17 protein-coding genes are annotated in these 16,286 nt (G+C 53.7%); 8 read left to right on the forward strand and 9 right to left on the reverse strand.

Annotation, left to right across the window (positions count from 1 at the left end):
• The first annotated feature begins 21 nt into the window (after positions 1-21).
• The 4 genes from L462_RS09050 to L462_RS09035 are packed head-to-tail and all read left to right on the forward strand — an operon-like array spanning position 22 to position 4,248.
• A complete protein-coding gene (locus L462_RS09050; protein WP_032678902.1) occupies positions 22-912 on the forward strand; it encodes a carbohydrate ABC transporter permease in 891 nt (296 codons plus the stop codon).
• Positions 905-1,807: a carbohydrate ABC transporter permease gene (locus L462_RS09045; protein WP_025203331.1), complete on the forward strand. Its 903-nt coding sequence runs from the start codon at positions 905-907 to the stop codon at positions 1,805-1,807. The genes L462_RS09050 and L462_RS09045 overlap by 8 nt, the downstream gene beginning before the upstream one ends.
• Positions 1,808-1,819: 12 nt before the next feature.
• Positions 1,820-2,947: an ABC transporter ATP-binding protein gene (locus tag L462_RS09040; RefSeq protein ID WP_014171470.1), complete on the forward strand. Its 1,128-nt coding sequence runs from the start codon at positions 1,820-1,822 to the stop codon at positions 2,945-2,947.
• A gap of 14 nt (positions 2,948-2,961) precedes the next feature.
• Entirely contained in the window at positions 2,962-4,248 is a 1,287-nt protein-coding gene (locus L462_RS09035) for an ABC transporter substrate-binding protein (RefSeq protein WP_020883762.1), read from the forward strand.
• Positions 4,249-4,285: 37 nt separating this feature from the next.
• Here L462_RS09035 and L462_RS09030 read toward each other — a convergent pair whose 3' ends face one another.
• From L462_RS09030 to kduI, 3 genes are all read right to left on the reverse strand, one after another.
• Positions 4,286-5,719 (reverse strand): arabinose-proton symporter AraE, encoded by a 1,434-nt coding sequence (locus L462_RS09030; protein ID WP_226777985.1) that lies wholly within the window; start codon positions 5,717-5,719, stop codon positions 4,286-4,288.
• Positions 5,720-6,014: 295 nt separating this feature from the next.
• Entirely contained in the window at positions 6,015-6,776 is a 762-nt protein-coding gene (kduD, locus tag L462_RS09025; protein WP_014171473.1) for a 2-dehydro-3-deoxy-D-gluconate 5-dehydrogenase KduD, read from the reverse strand.
• A 63-nt stretch (positions 6,777-6,839) separates the two neighbouring features.
• A complete protein-coding gene (gene kduI, locus L462_RS09020; RefSeq protein ID WP_032678903.1) occupies positions 6,840-7,676 on the reverse strand; it encodes a 5-dehydro-4-deoxy-D-glucuronate isomerase in 837 nt (278 codons plus the stop codon).
• Between the two features lie 298 nt (positions 7,677-7,974).
• Between kduI and L462_RS09015 the strand changes: the two genes are divergently transcribed.
• Entirely contained in the window at positions 7,975-9,150 is a 1,176-nt protein-coding gene (locus tag L462_RS09015) for an oligogalacturonate lyase family protein (protein WP_032678904.1), read from the forward strand.
• Positions 9,151-9,302: 152 nt separating this feature from the next.
• Here the strand turns inward: L462_RS09015 and L462_RS09010 are convergent, their stop codons facing one another.
• From L462_RS09010 to L462_RS09000, 3 genes are all read right to left on the reverse strand, one after another.
• Entirely contained in the window at positions 9,303-9,986 is a 684-nt protein-coding gene (locus tag L462_RS09010) for a porin (RefSeq protein WP_014171477.1), read from the reverse strand.
• A 315-nt stretch (positions 9,987-10,301) separates the two neighbouring features.
• Positions 10,302-11,480, reverse strand: a complete 1,179-nt coding sequence (locus L462_RS09005) for an acetyl-CoA C-acetyltransferase (RefSeq protein WP_020883759.1) — start codon at positions 11,478-11,480, stop codon at positions 10,302-10,304.
• A gap of 93 nt (positions 11,481-11,573) precedes the next feature.
• On the reverse strand, positions 11,574-12,440 hold the full coding sequence (locus L462_RS09000) for a LysR family transcriptional regulator (RefSeq protein WP_032678906.1): 867 nt from the start codon (positions 12,438-12,440) through the stop codon (positions 11,574-11,576).
• 103 nt (positions 12,441-12,543) lie between these two features.
• Between L462_RS09000 and L462_RS08995 the strand changes: the two genes are divergently transcribed.
• Together L462_RS08995 and L462_RS08990 are read left to right on the forward strand one after the other, a co-directional pair.
• Positions 12,544-13,005 carry a multidrug/biocide efflux PACE transporter gene (locus L462_RS08995; RefSeq protein WP_032678907.1) on the forward strand — a complete coding sequence of 154 codons (462 nt, stop codon included), beginning with the start codon at positions 12,544-12,546 and terminating at the stop codon, positions 13,003-13,005.
• 118 nt (positions 13,006-13,123) lie between these two features.
• Positions 13,124-14,353: an amino acid permease gene (locus L462_RS08990; protein ID WP_032678908.1), complete on the forward strand. Its 1,230-nt coding sequence runs from the start codon at positions 13,124-13,126 to the stop codon at positions 14,351-14,353.
• A gap of 32 nt (positions 14,354-14,385) precedes the next feature.
• Here L462_RS08990 and L462_RS08985 read toward each other — a convergent pair whose 3' ends face one another.
• Complete coding sequence (locus L462_RS08985) at positions 14,386-14,859, reverse strand: Lrp/AsnC family transcriptional regulator (RefSeq protein WP_032670215.1); 474 nt, start codon at positions 14,857-14,859, stop codon at positions 14,386-14,388.
• A 116-nt stretch (positions 14,860-14,975) separates the two neighbouring features.
• Here L462_RS08985 and L462_RS08980 point away from each other — a divergent pair, with 116 nt between their 5' ends.
• A complete protein-coding gene (locus L462_RS08980) occupies positions 14,976-15,587 on the forward strand; it encodes a LysE family translocator (protein WP_020883757.1) in 612 nt (203 codons plus the stop codon).
• A gap of 28 nt (positions 15,588-15,615) precedes the next feature.
• Here the strand turns inward: L462_RS08980 and L462_RS08975 are convergent, their stop codons facing one another.
• Positions 15,616-15,888 carry a GNAT family N-acetyltransferase gene (locus tag L462_RS08975; protein WP_014171484.1) on the reverse strand — a complete coding sequence of 91 codons (273 nt, stop codon included), beginning with the start codon at positions 15,886-15,888 and terminating at the stop codon, positions 15,616-15,618.
• A gap of 10 nt (positions 15,889-15,898) precedes the next feature.
• A complete protein-coding gene (gene yjdI / locus L462_RS08970; RefSeq protein WP_020883756.1) occupies positions 15,899-16,129 on the reverse strand; it encodes a 4Fe-4S mono-cluster protein YjdI in 231 nt (76 codons plus the stop codon).
• Positions 16,130-16,286 lie beyond the last annotated feature (157 nt).

A 16,286-nucleotide genomic window follows, 5' to 3' on the forward strand; every position in this document is an offset into this window, starting at 1 on the left:
TTGATTACCAGGTAGGTAAGTATGAATGAAAACAAGCTGCTGGGGCTCGCGTGGATATCACCCTACATCATTGGGTTGATACTCTTTACGGCTTTCCCCTTCGTCTCATCGTTTTTCCTGAGTTTTACGGATTACGACCTGATGAGCCCGCCGGTATTTAACGGCATTGAAAATTATCGCTACATGTTTACGGAAGACACGCTCTTCTGGACATCAATGGGAGTGACGTTTGCGTATGTATTTCTGACCATTCCCCTGAAGCTCGCCTTTGCATTAGGGATTGCGTTTGTTCTGAACTTTAAATTACGCGGTATTGGATTCTTCCGTACCGCCTACTATATTCCGTCGATCCTCGGCAGCTCCGTAGCCATTGCTGTTTTGTGGCGCGCGCTCTTTGCCATTGATGGTCTGCTGAACAGCTTTATTGGCGTATTTGGTTTTGACCCGGTGAACTGGCTGGGGGAGCCCTCGCTGGCCCTGATGTCGGTCACCCTGCTGCGCGTCTGGCAGTTCGGTTCCGCGATGGTCATCTTCCTGGCCGCGCTGCAAAACGTACCGCAGTCGCAGTATGAAGCTGCGATGATCGATGGGGCATCCAAATGGCAGATGTTCACGAAAGTGACCGTGCCGCTGATCACGCCGGTGATTTTCTTCAACTTCATTATGCAGACCACCCAGGCGTTCCAGGAATTTACCGGACCGTATGTCATTACCGGCGGCGGGCCAACGTATTCCACTTACCTGTTCTCACTCTACATCTACGACACCGCGTTCAAATACTTTGACATGGGTTACGGCGCAGCACTGGCGTGGTTCCTGTTCCTGGTGGTGGCCATTTTTGCCGGTATCGCCTTTAAGTCATCGAAATATTGGGTGTTCTACTCCGCCGATAAAGGAGGCAAAAATGGCTGATATCCAACAACTTTCCACGGCGAGGACGATTGCCGAGCGTGAAGTCGCCCGCACGCTGCGCAGAGAGAAAATTAACGCCGCTGTGCGCTACGTGATCCTGCTGTTTGTCGGCCTGCTGATGCTTTATCCGCTGGTGTGGATGTTCTCGGCGTCGTTTAAACCGAACCACGAGATTTTCACCACTCTCAGCCTGTGGCCTGCCCATGCGACCTGGGATGGTTTTGTGAATGGCTGGAAAACCGGTACCGAATACAACTTCGGCCATTACATGCTGAACACCTTTAAGTATGTGATCCCGAAAGTGATCCTGACCATTATCTCCTCCACCATCGTGGCGTACGGCTTTGCGCGCTTTGAAATCCCGTGGAAGAAATTCTGGTTCGCCACCCTCATCACCACCATGCTGCTCCCCAGCACCGTGCTGCTGATCCCGCAGTACCTGATGTTCCGTGAAATGGGCATGCTCAACAGCTATATGCCGCTGTACCTGCCGCTGGCCTTCGCCACCCAGGGGTTCTTCGTCTTCATGCTTATCCAGTTCCTGCGCGGCGTGCCGCGTGACATGGAGGAGGCGGCGCAAATTGACGGCTGTAACTCGCTTCAGGTGCTGTGGTACGTGGTGGTGCCGATCCTGAAACCGGCCATTATCTCCGTCGCCCTGTTCCAGTTCATGTGGTCAATGAACGACTTTATCGGGCCGCTGATTTATGTCTACAGCGTGGATAAATACCCGATTGCACTGGCGCTGAAAATGTCCATCGACGTCACCGAAGGGGCGCCGTGGAACGAAATTCTGGCAATGGCGAGCATCTCCATTCTGCCATCCATCATTGTCTTCTTCCTGGCACAGCGCTACTTCGTCCAGGGCGTCACCAGCAGCGGAATTAAAGGTTAAGAGGGAAATATTATGGCTGAAGTTATCTTCAACAAACTGGAAAAGGTCTACTCCAACGGCTTTAAAGCGGTACATGCCATTGACCTGAAAATCGCTGAAGGAGAGTTCATGGTGATCGTTGGCCCCTCCGGCTGCGCCAAATCCACCACCCTGCGCATGCTGGCTGGCCTGGAAACCATCAGCGGGGGTGAAGTCCGCATCGGCGATAAGATTGTGAACAACCTCGCGCCAAAAGAGCGCGGGATTGCGATGGTGTTCCAGAACTACGCGCTCTATCCCCACATGACGGTGCGCGAAAACCTGGCCTTTGGTCTGAAGCTGAGCAAACTGCCAAAAGATCAGATTGAATCTCAGGTCAACGAAGCGGCCAAAATCCTTGAGCTGGAAGAGTTACTCGACCGCCTGCCACGCCAGCTTTCCGGCGGCCAGGCACAGCGCGTGGCGGTAGGCCGTGCGATTGTGAAAAAGCCGGATGTATTCCTGTTCGACGAACCGCTGTCAAACCTCGACGCCAAACTACGCGCCTCAATGCGCATTCGTATTTCCGACCTGCATAAGCAGTTGAAGAAATCCGGTAAACCGGCGACCACCGTCTACGTCACCCACGACCAGACCGAAGCGATGACCATGGGCGACCGCATCTGCGTGATGAAACTCGGCCACATCATGCAGGTTGATACCCCGGACAACCTCTACCACAAGCCGAAAAACATGTTCGTGGCAGGCTTTATCGGCGCGCCGGAGATGAATATTCGTCAAAGCCAGCTGGTGGAAAGCGCCGGGAAACTGCACATCGCCATCGGCAATGAAACCATGCCGCTGAACGCCGGGATGCAGGAGAAAGTCTCCGCTTATGCCGGGCAGGCCATTTACTACGGCGTACGTCCGGAATTCGTTTCCCTCTCCGACGCACCATTCGTTGACGGGGGCTGCAGTGGCGAAATGGTTCGCGTGGAAAACATGGGCCACGAATTCTTCGTCTATCTGAAGGTTGCGGACTACGAACTGACCGCCAGAATTCCATCCGATGAAGCTAAGCCAATGATTGATAAAGGCCTTCATCGCAAGGTGTATTTCAAATTTGATATGAATAAATGTCATATTTTTGACGCAAAAACTGAACAGAACCTCTCTCTCTGATGGAGTTTATAAAAATGAAAAAAGTGCTTTTAAGCGCAGCAATCTCCGCGACGCTGGGCCTTACCGCTTTGCCATCGATGGCGCAAGATGTCGAATTACGCATGTCCTGGTGGGGTGGTAATGGCCGCCATCAGGTGACGTTGAAAGCGCTGGAGGAATTCCATAAGCAGAACCCGGATATCAACGTTAAAGCAGAGTACACCGGCTGGGATGGGCACCTCTCCCGCCTGACCACTCAAATTGCGGGCGGCACCGAGCCGGATGTGATGCAGACCAACTGGAACTGGCTGCCAATCTTCTCGAAAACCGGCGACGGGTTCTACGACCTGAACAAAATGAAAGACGTGATCGACCTGACCCAGTTCGATCCCAAAGAACTTCAGTCCACCACCATCAACGGCAAGCTGAACGGCATTCCGATCTCCGTCACCGCACGCGTGTTCTACTTCAACGACGAGACCTGGAAAAAAGCCGGTATTGCATACCCGAAAACCTGGGACGAGCTGATGGCAGCGGGTAAAACCTTCGAGAGTAAACTCGGCAAGCAGTACTACCCGGTCGTGCTGGAGCATCAGGACACGCTGGCGTTGCTGAACTCGTACATGATTCAGAAGTACAACATCCCTGCCGTGGACGAGAAAACCAAGAAGTTCGCCTACAGCAAAGCGCAGTGGGTGGAATTCTTCCAGACCTACAAAACGCTGGTGGATAGCCACGTCATGCCGGACACCAAATACTATGCGTCGTTTGGTAAGAGCAACATGTATGAGATGAAGCCGTGGATCCAGGGAGAATGGGCGGGAACCTACATGTGGAACTCCACCATCAACAAGTATTCCGACAACCTGAAGCCACCGGCAAAACTGGTGCTGGGCAGTTACCCGATGCTGCCGGGCGCAACCGATGCGGGCCTTTTCTTCAAACCGGCGCAGATGCTCTCGATTGGTAAATCCACCAAAAACCCGGAAGCGGCGGCGAAACTGATTAACTTCCTGCTGAACAGCAAAGAGGGAGTGGATACGCTGGGTCTGGAGCGTGGCGTGCCGCTGAGTAAAGCCGCGGTGCAGTTCCTGACCGAAGACGGCACCATCAAAGAGAGCGATCCGTCGGTCGCGGGGCTGCGTCTGGCGCAGTCTCTGCCGGCCAAACTTTCCGTGTCACCTTACTTTGACGATCCGCAGATTGTGGCCCAGTTCGGCACCTCTCTGCAGTACATCGATTATGGACAGAAATCCGTGGAAGAGACCGCCGCTGACTTCCAGCGTCAGGCTGAACGTATTCTGAAACGCGCGATGCGCTAACGAAAACCGGGTGGCCTCTTCGCCACCCGGCAACAGATTACACGCCAATATTACGCAGCTTCTCGCCGGACATCAGCCTGCGCTCGATATGCTCCAGCGTGACGCCTTTGGTTTCAGGGATCAGCCAGAACGTGACCCCGATAAACGCGACGTTGAGAACCGTATAGAGCCAGAAGGTTCCTGCCGCGCCAATTGAATCCAGCAGCGTCAGGAAGGTCGCGCCGATGATCATGTTCGACACCCAGTTGGTGGTCGTGGAACAGGTGATACCAAAGTCGCGGCATTTGAGCGGCTGAATTTCGGAACACAGGATCCACACGACGGGCGCAGCGCTCATCGCATATCCGGCAATACACATCATGGTCATGCCAACAGAGAGCCAGGAAAGACCGCTTGAGGCCGTGCCGTTATCAAACTGCATCAGGCAGTAGCCAAGGATCAGCGTACCGAGCGCCATGACGCTAAAGCCAATCTTGAGTGCCGGTTTACGTCCGGCTTTATCCACGGTGAACACCGCGATAAAGGTGGCGAACATAAAGGTCAGCCCCACCACCAGCGTGGCAACCATTTGCTGTTCCGTGGTGGTGAACCCCGCCATTTTGAAGATACGTGGCGCGTAGTACATGATGATGTTCATCCCGGTGAACTGCTGCATCGCTTGCAGCAACATGCCGAGGAACACCGCGCGGCGTACGTTACGGTTGATCTTAAACAGCGCCCAGCCCCCCTGCTTCAGCTTCAGGCTTTCGCGGATCTCGTTCAGCTCTTCACGTGCTTTTTCTGAGGTATCACGCAGCATCCGCAGCACCTCTTCCGCTTCCACATGACGACCCTTTTGCGCCAGCCAGCGGGGACTGTTTGGCAGGAAAATCACCAAAACAATCAACACCAGCGCCGGGAGCGCCAGTACGCCCAGCATCGCGCGCCAGTTGCCGCTGTAGCTGAAATAAGTGTCAGACAGAAACGCCAGCACGATACCCAGCGTCACCATCAACTGGTACATACTGATCATCTTGCCGCGCACGTTCTCGCTCGCCATTTCGGAGAGGTACAACGGCGCAGTGTAAGAGGCAATCCCCACAGCCACGCCGAGCAGCACGCGGGAGAGCAGCAGCATTTCCACGTTCGTGGCAAATGCTGACCCAATAGAGCCGGCGACAAACAGAATCGCCCCCACCATCAGGCTGTATTTGCGCCCGAGGCGGAACGAAAGCCAGCCGTTAAACAGCGCGCCGATGGCCGCACCCAGCATCATGCTGCTGACCACCCACTCCTGCAGGCGGTTACTCAACGTAAAGTGATCGGTGATAAAGGGCAGCGCCCCGGCGATCACGCCAATATCCAGACCGAACAGTAAACCAGCCACTGCAGCCGCGATGGAGACAAACTGATTCATGCGTCGGGTATCACGCAACGCGGCGGGCATAAGGGTAGAGTCATTTATAGATGTCATATTTTCCTGCCTGAACAGCGAAATTCGTTAACTGAAATTACGAGATAGCGCGGAAAAGTGTCAGGCCGTAATTCGCGAAGATATGGATTATTTCGCTGTGGCATAGCGATCTGTGATGGACATTACAATTTCAACTAACGATGAAATACCGCCAGTTTTTATTAATCATTTAATTTTTAAGCAATAAAACTGTGATGCATATCATTTATGATTTTTTAGTATGGATTTTTCGTCTTGAGACATATGGATAATGGCAATTTTTGGGCAAAAAAAACCTCCACCCACCGGCAGAGGTTTAAGACGGAATACGCAATTAACGCGCCAGCCAGCCGCCATCGACCGCCACGGTATAGCCGTTGATGTAATCGGATGCCGGAGAGGCCAGGAATACAATCGGCCCCTTAAGATCGTCCGGAAGGCCCCAGCGGCCCGCCGGGATACGGTCGAGGATTTCCGCGCTACGCTGTTCGTCAGCACGCAACTGCTGAGTGTTATTCGTCGCCATGTACCCCGGCGCAATCGCGTTGACGTTGATGTTGTGCTTCGCCCACTCGTTTGCCAGCAGACGGGTAACGCCCATCACCGCGCTCTTGGATGCGGTATAAGACGGCACGCGGATACCGCCCTGGAAGGAGAGCATAGAGGCGATATTAATGATCTTGCCGCCTTTCCCCTGGGCAATGAAGTGTTTCGCCGCCGCCTGGGACATAAAGAACACGCTCTTAATGTTCAGGTTCATCACGTCGTCCCAGTCGCGCTCGCTGAAATTAATCGCGTCTTCACGGCGAATCAGTCCGGCATTGTTCACCAGAATGTCAATATGGCCGAATTCCGCCACCGCGCGATCCAGCAGTTCAGGGATGGCGTCAATTTTACGCAGATCGGCGGTCAGGCTCAGAAAACGACGACCCAGCGCGGTGACGCGCTCGATGGTTTCAGTAGGCTCAACAATGTTAATCCCGACGATATCGCAGCCCGCTTCCGCCAGCCCTAACGCCATACCCTGGCCCAGTCCGGTGTCACAACCGGACACCACAGCCACTTTACCCTGCAGAGAAAATGCATCCAGAATCATGTTTGTTCCTTAATCTTTCAGCGCCTGTCACCAACAGGCAGGTTTATGCTTAACTGCCTGCGGCTAGCGCAGCTCGTTAACCGCGACGTGGTCCATGTCATCAAAGACCTGGTTTTCACCGACCATACCCCAGATGAAGGTGTACGCTTTCGTGCCTACGCCCGAATGAATAGACCAGCTCGGCGAAATAACCGCCTGCTCGTTATGCATCACGATATGGCGCGTTTCCTGCGGTTGCCCCATCATGTGGAACACGCAGGCGTCCTCGTCCATGTTGAAGTAGAAATACACTTCCATACGGCGCTCGTGGGTATGGCACGGCATGGTGTTCCACAGGTTGCCCGGAGCAAGCTCGGTCAGCCCCATGCTGAGCTGGCAGGTTTCCAGCACATCCGGAACAAAGTATTTATTGATGGTGCGACGGTTACTGGTGAGGTTGTCACCCAGCGTCACCGGGGCGACATCCGCCGGGGTCACTTTTTTGGTGGGATACGGGGTATGTGCGGGCGCACAGTTGTAGTAAAACTTCGCCGGTTTACCGCTGTCGATGCTGGCGAACACGACCTCTTTCGCCCCTTTACCGACATACAACGCGTCGCGATGACCTATCTCATAGCACTGTCCGTCTACGGTGATGGTGCCGGGGCCACCGATGTTAATCACGCCCAGCTCGCGACGCTCAAGGAAATAGCTCACACCAAGCTGTTTACCCACTTCTCCGCCCACGGAGACGGTCTGCGTCACCGGCATAATCCCGCCGACGATAATACGGTCGATATGGCTGTAGACCATGCTGTACTTATCGGCCTCGAACACTTGCTCGACTAAAAACTCATTGCGCAGCCCCTGAGTATCCAGCGTTTTGGCGTGCGCACTGTGGATGCTTTGTCTGACGTCCACCGTAACCTCCAGAAATGATCGTGCCCGCAGGCAGAAAATTAACGAAACGACGTTCCGTTTTCATGATGAGCACAGTCTAGCCCCAGAGAAGGGGGTTTTCAATTACATTTAAAACAACGTTTCATTTTTTCTGTTTGTTTATACCAGAAATGGCGTTCGGATCACGATAAAGAGAGCCAGACATTAATCTCGCCAATGAAACAGACAAAGTGCGCCATCAGTCACACATAATGAAACATTGTTTTGATAATTTAATACTCACTTTTTAATCTACTTTTATCGTTCAAAGGAGTGCATTATGGCTAAAGGTATGCGGGTCAAGCTGAACTACGAGATCAGCCACGATCCGGATACAGGCGTGGAAGTCACCCGCCTGACCCCACCCGACGTGACCTGTCACCGCAACTACTTCTATCAGAAGTGCTTCTTTAATGATGGCAGCCACCTGCTGTTCGCAGGGGCGTTTGACGGTCACTGGAACTACTACCTGCTGGATCTGCAGAAGGCCGAAGCGGTACAGCTGACGGAAGGCGCGGGGGATAATACCTTTGGCGGGTTCCTCTCTCCGGATGATAAATCCTTCTACTATGTGAAGAACGACCGCACGCTGCTGGAGGTGGATCTCCATACCCTGGTAGAACGCGAGGTGTACCGTGTCCCCGATGACTGGGTCGGTTACGGTACCTGGGTCGCCAACAGCGACTGCACCAAACTGGTTGGGATAGAAATCGCCCGACGTGACTGGACGCCGCTCAACGACTGGAAAATTTTCCACGACTTCTTCCATAAGGGGCCGCACTGTCGACTGCTGCGGGTGGATCTGAAAACCGGTTTAAGCACCACAATCCACGAAGAGAAAAACTGGCTTGGCCACCCTATCTATCGTCCGTTTGATGACAACACGGTGGCGTTTTGCCATGAAGGGCCGCACGACCTGGTCGACGCCCGCATGTGGCTGGTCAACGAAGATGGTACGCACGTGCGCAAAGTGAAAACGCATGCGGAAGGCGAAAGCTGTACCCATGAATTCTGGGTGCCGAACGGTTCTGCCCTTGTGTATGTCTCTTATCTGAAGGGCCAAAAGGGCCGCACCATCTGCAGCTTCAATCCGGATACGGGCGTCAATGACGCAGTCATGCCAATGCCCGCCTGTTCCCATCTGATGAGCAACGTTGACGGCTCCCTGCTGGTGGGCGACGGTTCAGGCACGCCGGTTGATGTGAAGGATACGCACGGTTACACCATCGATAACGATCCTTATCTGTACGCCTTTGACGTGGCGAAAAAAAGCTACTTCCGCATTGCCCGTCACGACACCTCCTGGGCAACGGTGGCAAATAGCCGCCAGGTCACCCACCCGCATCCCTCCTTTACTCCGGACGAGAAAGCGGTGCTGTTCAGTTCCGATAAAGACGGTCAACCCGCCCTCTATATCGCGAAACTTCCTGAGCAACCTGAAATGTTGCATGCATGATTTGAGTTTGTGTTTCTGTAACTGGCCTTGCCCTCCGTTTCGGAGGGCTTTTTTTTCAGTGGGCTTTTGCCCGTTGGGCGGCGCTTATCAGACATGGGAAAGCCGGGTAGGCACTGGCGCTACCCGGCAATGTTCAGCGGAATAACGTGATATCAGAAAGAATAGGCCACGCCTAAACGAAGGCGGGTCTGGCGTTCATCGGTATCTTTCACGCCGATGTTACCCACTTCAACATACGGTGCCCAGTTTTTATCCCATTTATACGCCAGCTTGGCGTTATATTCGTTGGAATAATCTTTGTTATTATTACGAACCATACCTTCAGAACTCTTCGCATAAACATAATTGAGTTCGGTACGCCAGTCACCCATTACCCAGCCAACCCAGGCATCACCACGGTTAACTTTGTCGTCATCTTTATTCGAGCTTGACGGGTAGCGGGTATATTCATAACGATAACGCGCGGCAACGTAGAAGCCGTTGTCGAAACTATATTGCAGATGCAGATTCGGTTTATATATTGTGCGGCTGTCGTTACTTTCAAGGGTAAACGCCGGCGTCAGTGCAATATTCTCAGTCGCTTTCCAGCGCCAGCTAATTTGATCTTCATGCCCGTTACCCACCACATCCGCAAACGGCTGATCGGCTTTATCACCACCGGATTTCCATTTAGCTTCAACAGAAAAACCGACCCCGTTAGCAAAGCGATGTGAGACCGAGACACGGTCAGCATTGGCACCACTGTCGATATATTCATGGCGCAGATCGACGGTAACGGCCTGAGCCATGAAGGACGTACCGATAAGGGAAGTAAGGACCAGAGATTTCTTAAACATGAAAAAACCCTCAACTGAAATAATGTTTCTTATTTATGAAACTGCAGTTTATTTTTTAAAGAACATTATTTTAGTGACAAAGATCGTAATTATTTGTTTCATTTTTTTTGGCAAAGATGGACGTGACACCCATCAACAAACAGGGTGTATTAACGTGAAATTACCGGAGGAGGATCACACTAAGACGTTAACAACGATAATAATTAAGGCCGTAATTATTCAATAACAGAGTGAGAATGTGCTAATAACGGTTAATTCGTCATACGTTATGTAAAAAAAACCTCCTGAAGGGAGGCTCTTTTATGCGGGCGGATTTTAGCGTTCAATGGCGAGGGCGACACCTTGTCCACCACCGATACAGAGCGTCGCAATGCCTTTGCGGGCATTGCGCTTTTTCATCTCATGCACCAGCGATACCAGAATTCGACAACCGGACGCGCCGATAGGATGACCCAGTGCGATTGCCCCACCGTTCACGTTTACCCGCAGGGGATCCCATTCCAGCATTTTGCCAACCGAGATTGCCTGTGCGGCAAAGGCCTCGTTGACTTCAATCAGATCCACATCAGAGAGTTGCCACCCTGCGCGTTCCAGGCAGCGACGGGTAGCATAAACCGGGGCGATACCCATTAACGCAGGATCAACACCCACGCTGGCAAATGCCTTAATGCGGGCCAGAACGGGCAGATCCAGCTCGAGGGCTTTGCTTTCACTCATCATCATCACGGCCGCAGCGCCATCATTAATGGAGGAGGCGTTTCCCGCCGTCACTGAGCCCTGAGTTTCAAACGCAGGATTGAGCCTCGCCAGCCCTTCAGCGCTGGCGTCGGTGCGCGGCTGCTCATCGGTATCCACCACGGCAACCTCACCGTTCTGACGCTGCGTGCTGACCGGGACGATTTCATCCCGAAAGCGCCCGGCATCAATCGCCGCGCGCGCTTTTTGCTGCGAGCTTAACGCGTAAGCGTCCTGCAACTCACGGCTGATACCATACTCACGTGCCAGATTTTCCGCCGTCACGCCCATATGATAGTCATTGAACGCATCCCACAGACCGTCATGCACCAGACTGTCGAGCAACTGGCTGTTGCCCAGCTGCGCGCCGGTACGGCTGTCGGTCAGCACGTGTGGTGCCCGGCTCATATTTTCTTGTCCGCCGGCAATCACGACATCCGCTTCACCACACTGAATGGCCTGCGTCGCCAGATGCAGCGCTTTTAACCCTGAGCCACAGACGTCGTTGATGGTGATAGCGGAGACGGTATTGGGCAGGCCACCCTTGAGCGCCGCCTGACGGGCAGGGTTTTGCCCGGCACCGGCGGTCAGCACCTGTCCCAGGATCACCTCATCAATTTCATGTGCTGCAATCCCGCTGCGTTCCACCAGCGCTTTCACCACTACGCTGCCCAAATCAACAGCCGAGTGGCGTGCAAGCGCCCCCTGAAAACAGCCGATAGCCGTACGCAACGCACCCACTATAACGACATCTTTCATCACAACCTCTGTGTTAAATGACATGACGATAGTAGTGGATTGTTATTGGCAATTATCTTAATTGTTTAAAAATAGTGAGTTTAATCACAAGGATTAGCGCGCATCCTGCAGATACTGCCGCAGCCAGCTTCCGGCAACGCCGGGCGGGGATCGTTTATTCCAGAGCAGATCGATACCGATCGCCCGTGGCCAGCCGGGGACATTCAGCTGCACCAGCGATTTCGCGGCGGCAAATTCATCCACCAGCGCGCACGGCAGCACGCACCAGCCAAATCCCTGCACCGCCATACTGAGCAGTAACAGGTAGTTGGGTGCCGACCAGACGGGTCCGCGTGCGAGCGTTGCCTCCCGCTCCAGATAGGTGCTGAGCCGCAATTCCCGCCAGCCGTGCAGCTCATCGGCCTGGATTACTTGCTGCCCGGCCAGAGAATGGTTGGTCGCGACATAGATTGCCATCCGGGTCTGTATCGGCAACCGGGTAAACCCAATATCGGTCGGATAACTGTCACGCGCTTCCGTGAGACCAACCTGCGCACGCGACTTCTGCAGCAGATCGATAACGTCCTCTTCCTCGCCAATCAGGCATTCAAATTCGGTATGGGGAAAGCGCTGGTCGAACTGGTTCATCAGGTCTTCCAGCACGTCCGGGTTGAGGGTATCGGAAAGAACAAACGTCAGGCGCGCCTCCGTTTGTGCCGTTAACGACACCGCCAGCTCGTCAAGCCGCGTGCTGGCCGCGAGGATCGCCTGCACATAACCCAGCACCTGTTCGCCCTGGGCGGTTAACACCGGCTGACGGGCCGAACGGTCAAACAGATCGAAGCCCAGATCGGCTTCAAGATTGGCGATGGATGTGCTCACGGTCGACTGGCTTTTACGTAACCGACGCGCGGCGGCAGAAAAAGAGCCAGCCGCGACGGTCTCAACGAATGCGGTAAGGGCTTCAGGTGAATAACGCATGCACTATCTACTTTATCGATGGATACCATCTTTAATATATCACCTTTAGCGATAACAATAGGCCGCATCAACGCCAAAATGCGTATTCACGAGGTCTAAAACTATGCAACATCAGGATGCACTCCAACGTAAACTGCCGGAGCGGATCTTTCATGCCGTCTGTTTCGAAGGGATTGCCACGGCGATCCTCGCCCCGACGGCGGCGTGGCTTATGCAACGTTCCGTGGTGGAGATGGGTGGATTGACCATTATCCTGGCAACCACCGCCATGCTCTGGAACATTATCTATAACGTCGGCTTCGACCGTTTCTGGCCGGTTCACCGCATCACACGCACGGTAAAAATCCGCGCACTGCATGCGCTGGGATTCGAGTGCGGGTTTATTGTGATCGGCGTGTCGATAGTCGCCGCGGTGCTGGGCGTCACGCTGCTGCAGGCATTCACACTGGAAATTGGTTTCTTCCTGTTCTTCCTGCCGTACACCATGTTCTATAACTGGGCTTACGATACGCTGCGCGAGAAATTCCTTAAACGTCGCCAGCAGCGACGCGCCCTGGCAGGCTAATTCCCTCTGGCCGGACGCCCGCTCCGGCCAAACTCCGTCGAAGCAACTGCGCTCTCAACCCATAATTATGGTAAATTGCGCTCCATTCTGTTGGTTTGATAGTTGATACGTTGCTCTAATGTCGAAAATTTGGTCAAAAGATGAGACTCTCTGGAGTTTCGCTCTCTATGGCACGGCCGTGGGCGCAGGAACGCTGTTCTTGCCCATTCAGCTGGGCTCCGCAGGCGCTATCGTCCTGTTTATCACTGCCCTTGTGGCCTACCCATTAACCTACTGGCCGCACCGCGCGCTGGCACAATTCATCCTGTCGTCGAAAACAAAAGGCAATGAAGGGATCACCGGCGCCGTCTCCCATTATTACGGCAGGAAGATAGGCAACCTGATCACCACGCTCTATTTCATCGCCTTCTTCGTGGTGGTGCAGATTTATGCAGTGGCCATCACCAACTCGTTAACTGAGCAGCTGGCAAAACACATGACGGTGGATACCGCCGTTCGCGTGCTGGTCAGTTTTGGCGTGGTGCTGGTGTTAAATCTGATCTTCCTGATGGGACGGCATATCACCATAAAAGTGATGGGCTTCCTGGTGTTTCCGCTGATCGCCTACTTCCTGTTTGTCTCGCTCTATCTGACCGGAAGCTGGCAACCCGCGCTGCTCACAAGCCAGATGGCATTTGACCGCCATACGCTGCATCAGGTCTGGATTTCGATCCCGGTGATGGTATTCGCTTTCAGCCATACGCCGATTATCTCGACGTTTGCCGTTGACCGCCGTGAGAAGTTTGGCGACGCCGCCATGGACAAGTGCAAGAAAATCATGAAGGTGGCGTACCTGATTATCTGCCTGAGCGTGCTGTTCTTCGTGTTCAGCTGCCTGCTCTCTATTCCACCGTCCTATATCGTTTCGGCAAAACAGGAAGGGGTAACCATTCTGTCGGCGCTGTCGATGATGCCCTCTTCTCCGGCATGGCTGGGGATTTCCGGGATAATTGTGGCGATTATCGCCATGTCGAAATCGTTCCTCGGCACCTATTTTGGGGTGATCGAAGGGGCGACGGAGATTGTGAAGTCATCGCTGAACCAGGTGGGCGTGAAAAAGAGCCGCGCCTTTAACCGCGCGATCTCCATCATGGGGGTGTCGTTAATCACCTTTGCGGTGTGCTGCATTAATCCGAATGCCATTTCGATGATTTATGCCATCAGCGGTCCGCTTATCGCCATGATCCTGTTTATCATGCCGACGCTGTCGACGTACCTGATCCCGTCCCTGAAACCGTACCGATCTGTCGGCAACCTGCTGACGCTGATCGTTGGCGTACTGTGCGTGTCAGTCATGTTTGTAGGCTAAACGCCCCTGCGCCCGGCGTTCTGCCGGGCGCGTTATTCGTCACGCCCTGAGATGTCGAGCGGAAACGGCCTGTCCTGCACGACCGTTTTCATGACCAGCGTTGAGCGAAGATGCTGAACGCCGGGCATCGCAGAGAGCTTCTCATCATAGAGTTTCTGAAAAGCCGGCAGGTCGCGGGTCACGACGTGCATCAGATAATCAGGATCGCCAAATAAACGCTGCGCCAGCACAATTTGCGGGATCTCTTCCACCGCCTCCTCAAAGGCGCTCACCGCCTTTCTGTCGCCCTCTTTCAGCGTCGCAAACACGATCGCCAGAAAGTTAAACCCCATTTTGGCGGGATCGAGACTGGCCCGGTATCCCGTAATGGCCCCGCTCTGCTCCAGTGCCCGCACGCGCCGGTGACACGGCGAGAGGCTCAGGTTCACCCGTTCAGCCAGCTCCGTAAGAGATAAACGGCCATCAGCCTGCAACTGCGCAAGAATTTTTCGATCGATGCTGTCCATGTGGAAGATTTTGTCAATTTCACCGTCTTTTGAGCATAACATTGAAAACTCATTTCGTCCGGATACCGATATGCTTTCTCTCTGTTGACGGGTGAAATTCTGGAGTTTTACAGACGATGGAAATGAGTATTGTGGCTGGGTTTTGGGTGGTGTCTTTCCTGCTCATCATGACGCCGGGCGCCGACTGGGCTTACGCCATTAGCGCCGGCATCCACGGGCGGCGCGTGGTACCCGCAGTGATGGGCCTCATGTCTGGGCATCTGCTGGCGACACTGATTGTGGTCGCGGGCGTGGGCGTCATGATGGCGCAACATCCGCTGGCATTATCCGGGCTGACGATAGCGGGAGCACTTTACTTGCTGTGGCTTGGTATCTCACTGTTACGCGCTCCTGGCGCACCGGAAAGCGCCACAACCTCGGCGGCAAACTGGAAACAGTGGGCGGTGAAGGGATTATGTATCAGCGGCCTTAACCCGAAAGTTTTTTTGCTGTTCCTGGCCCTGCTTCCACAATTTACTGACCCGACGGGAAGCTGGTCGGTTGCGATGCAGATGTCCGCGCTGGGCTTGCTACACCTCATCACCTGTACGCTGGTCTATCTGCTGGTGGGATACGGTTCAAAAGCCATCCTGGCCACCCGCCCGCAGGCCGCACGTCTGGTGAGCAGAGCATCAGGGGGAATGATGGTAGTGATTGCGGTGGTGCTGCTGTTTGAACAGATCAGATGAAAAAACACCGGCCATTGCCGGTGTTTTTCTACGCCCGAATATCGTCATATTCCCGCGTATTATCAAACTCATGTTTGGCAAACGGGCATAGCGGGATAATTTTTCGATTTTCACCGCGCATCTTCGCGACCACTTTTGCCACCAGCTGTTTACCCACACCTTGCCCTTTCAGGCTCGGATCCACATCGGTGTGCTCGATAATGCTCAGATGTTCACCGGTCGGTACGAAGACAATCTCTGCAACCTGGTTACCGTCAGCATCGTTGACGTAAAACTTGTTATGGCCTTCCAGAATATCCATGGTTCCTCGCTTATTTTTGGCGATACTTCAGCGCACCGCTCGGGCAGGTATCAATCACATGTACAACCGTTTCGACGTCCACTTCATCCGGTATAATCCACGGTTTACGTTTCAGGTTGAAGAGCTTAGCGCTCCCGCGCACGCAATTTCCTGAGTGTTTGCAGATCGCGGTGTTGAAGTAAACGTCAATTTTCTCTCCGGTATAGGCCCGGTAGCCTGCATCCAGTAGCGCTTTATCCACGACATTGCCTCTGTAATTATTCGGGTGCTGAATGAAGCATAGCCTTACGCGATCCTGATAGCTATAACCCCCAAAACGAAAAGCCAGGTCACAACTCTGTTTTCGCCAGATTGCATCCCCCATTTCCTCATGTCAGTCTGCGCAGACCGCTCTAATC

It is taken from the genome of Enterobacter sp. BIDMC 26, from assembly GCF_000534435.1.
Taxonomy (GTDB): Bacteria; Pseudomonadota; Gammaproteobacteria; order Enterobacterales; family Enterobacteriaceae; genus Enterobacter; species Enterobacter ludwigii.

Coding starts and splice junctions, on each gene's coding strand:
- L462_RS09050 (WP_032678902.1), top strand. CDS start 22: ATGAATGAAAACAAGCTGCTGGGGCTCGCGTGGATATCACCCTACATC.
- L462_RS09045 (WP_025203331.1), top strand. CDS start 905: ATGGCTGATATCCAACAACTTTCCACGGCGAGGACGATTGCCGAGCGT.
- L462_RS09040 (WP_014171470.1), top strand. CDS start 1,820: ATGGCTGAAGTTATCTTCAACAAACTGGAAAAGGTCTACTCCAACGGC.
- L462_RS09035 (WP_020883762.1), top strand. CDS start 2,962: ATGAAAAAAGTGCTTTTAAGCGCAGCAATCTCCGCGACGCTGGGCCTT.
- kduD (WP_014171473.1), bottom strand. CDS start 6,776: ATGATTCTGGATGCATTTTCTCTGCAGGGTAAAGTGGCTGTGGTGTCC.
- L462_RS09015 (WP_032678904.1), top strand. CDS start 7,975: ATGGCTAAAGGTATGCGGGTCAAGCTGAACTACGAGATCAGCCACGAT.
- L462_RS09010 (WP_014171477.1), bottom strand. CDS start 9,986: ATGTTTAAGAAATCTCTGGTCCTTACTTCCCTTATCGGTACGTCCTTC.
- L462_RS09005 (WP_020883759.1), bottom strand. CDS start 11,480: ATGAAAGATGTCGTTATAGTGGGTGCGTTGCGTACGGCTATCGGCTGT.
- L462_RS09000 (WP_032678906.1), bottom strand. CDS start 12,440: ATGCGTTATTCACCTGAAGCCCTTACCGCATTCGTTGAGACCGTCGCG.
- L462_RS08995 (WP_032678907.1), top strand. CDS start 12,544: ATGCAACATCAGGATGCACTCCAACGTAAACTGCCGGAGCGGATCTTT.
- L462_RS08990 (WP_032678908.1), top strand. CDS start 13,124: ATGTCGAAAATTTGGTCAAAAGATGAGACTCTCTGGAGTTTCGCTCTC.
- L462_RS08985 (WP_032670215.1), bottom strand. CDS start 14,859: ATGGACAGCATCGATCGAAAAATTCTTGCGCAGTTGCAGGCTGATGGC.
- L462_RS08980 (WP_020883757.1), top strand. CDS start 14,976: ATGGAAATGAGTATTGTGGCTGGGTTTTGGGTGGTGTCTTTCCTGCTC.
- L462_RS08975 (WP_014171484.1), bottom strand. CDS start 15,888: ATGGATATTCTGGAAGGCCATAACAAGTTTTACGTCAACGATGCTGAC.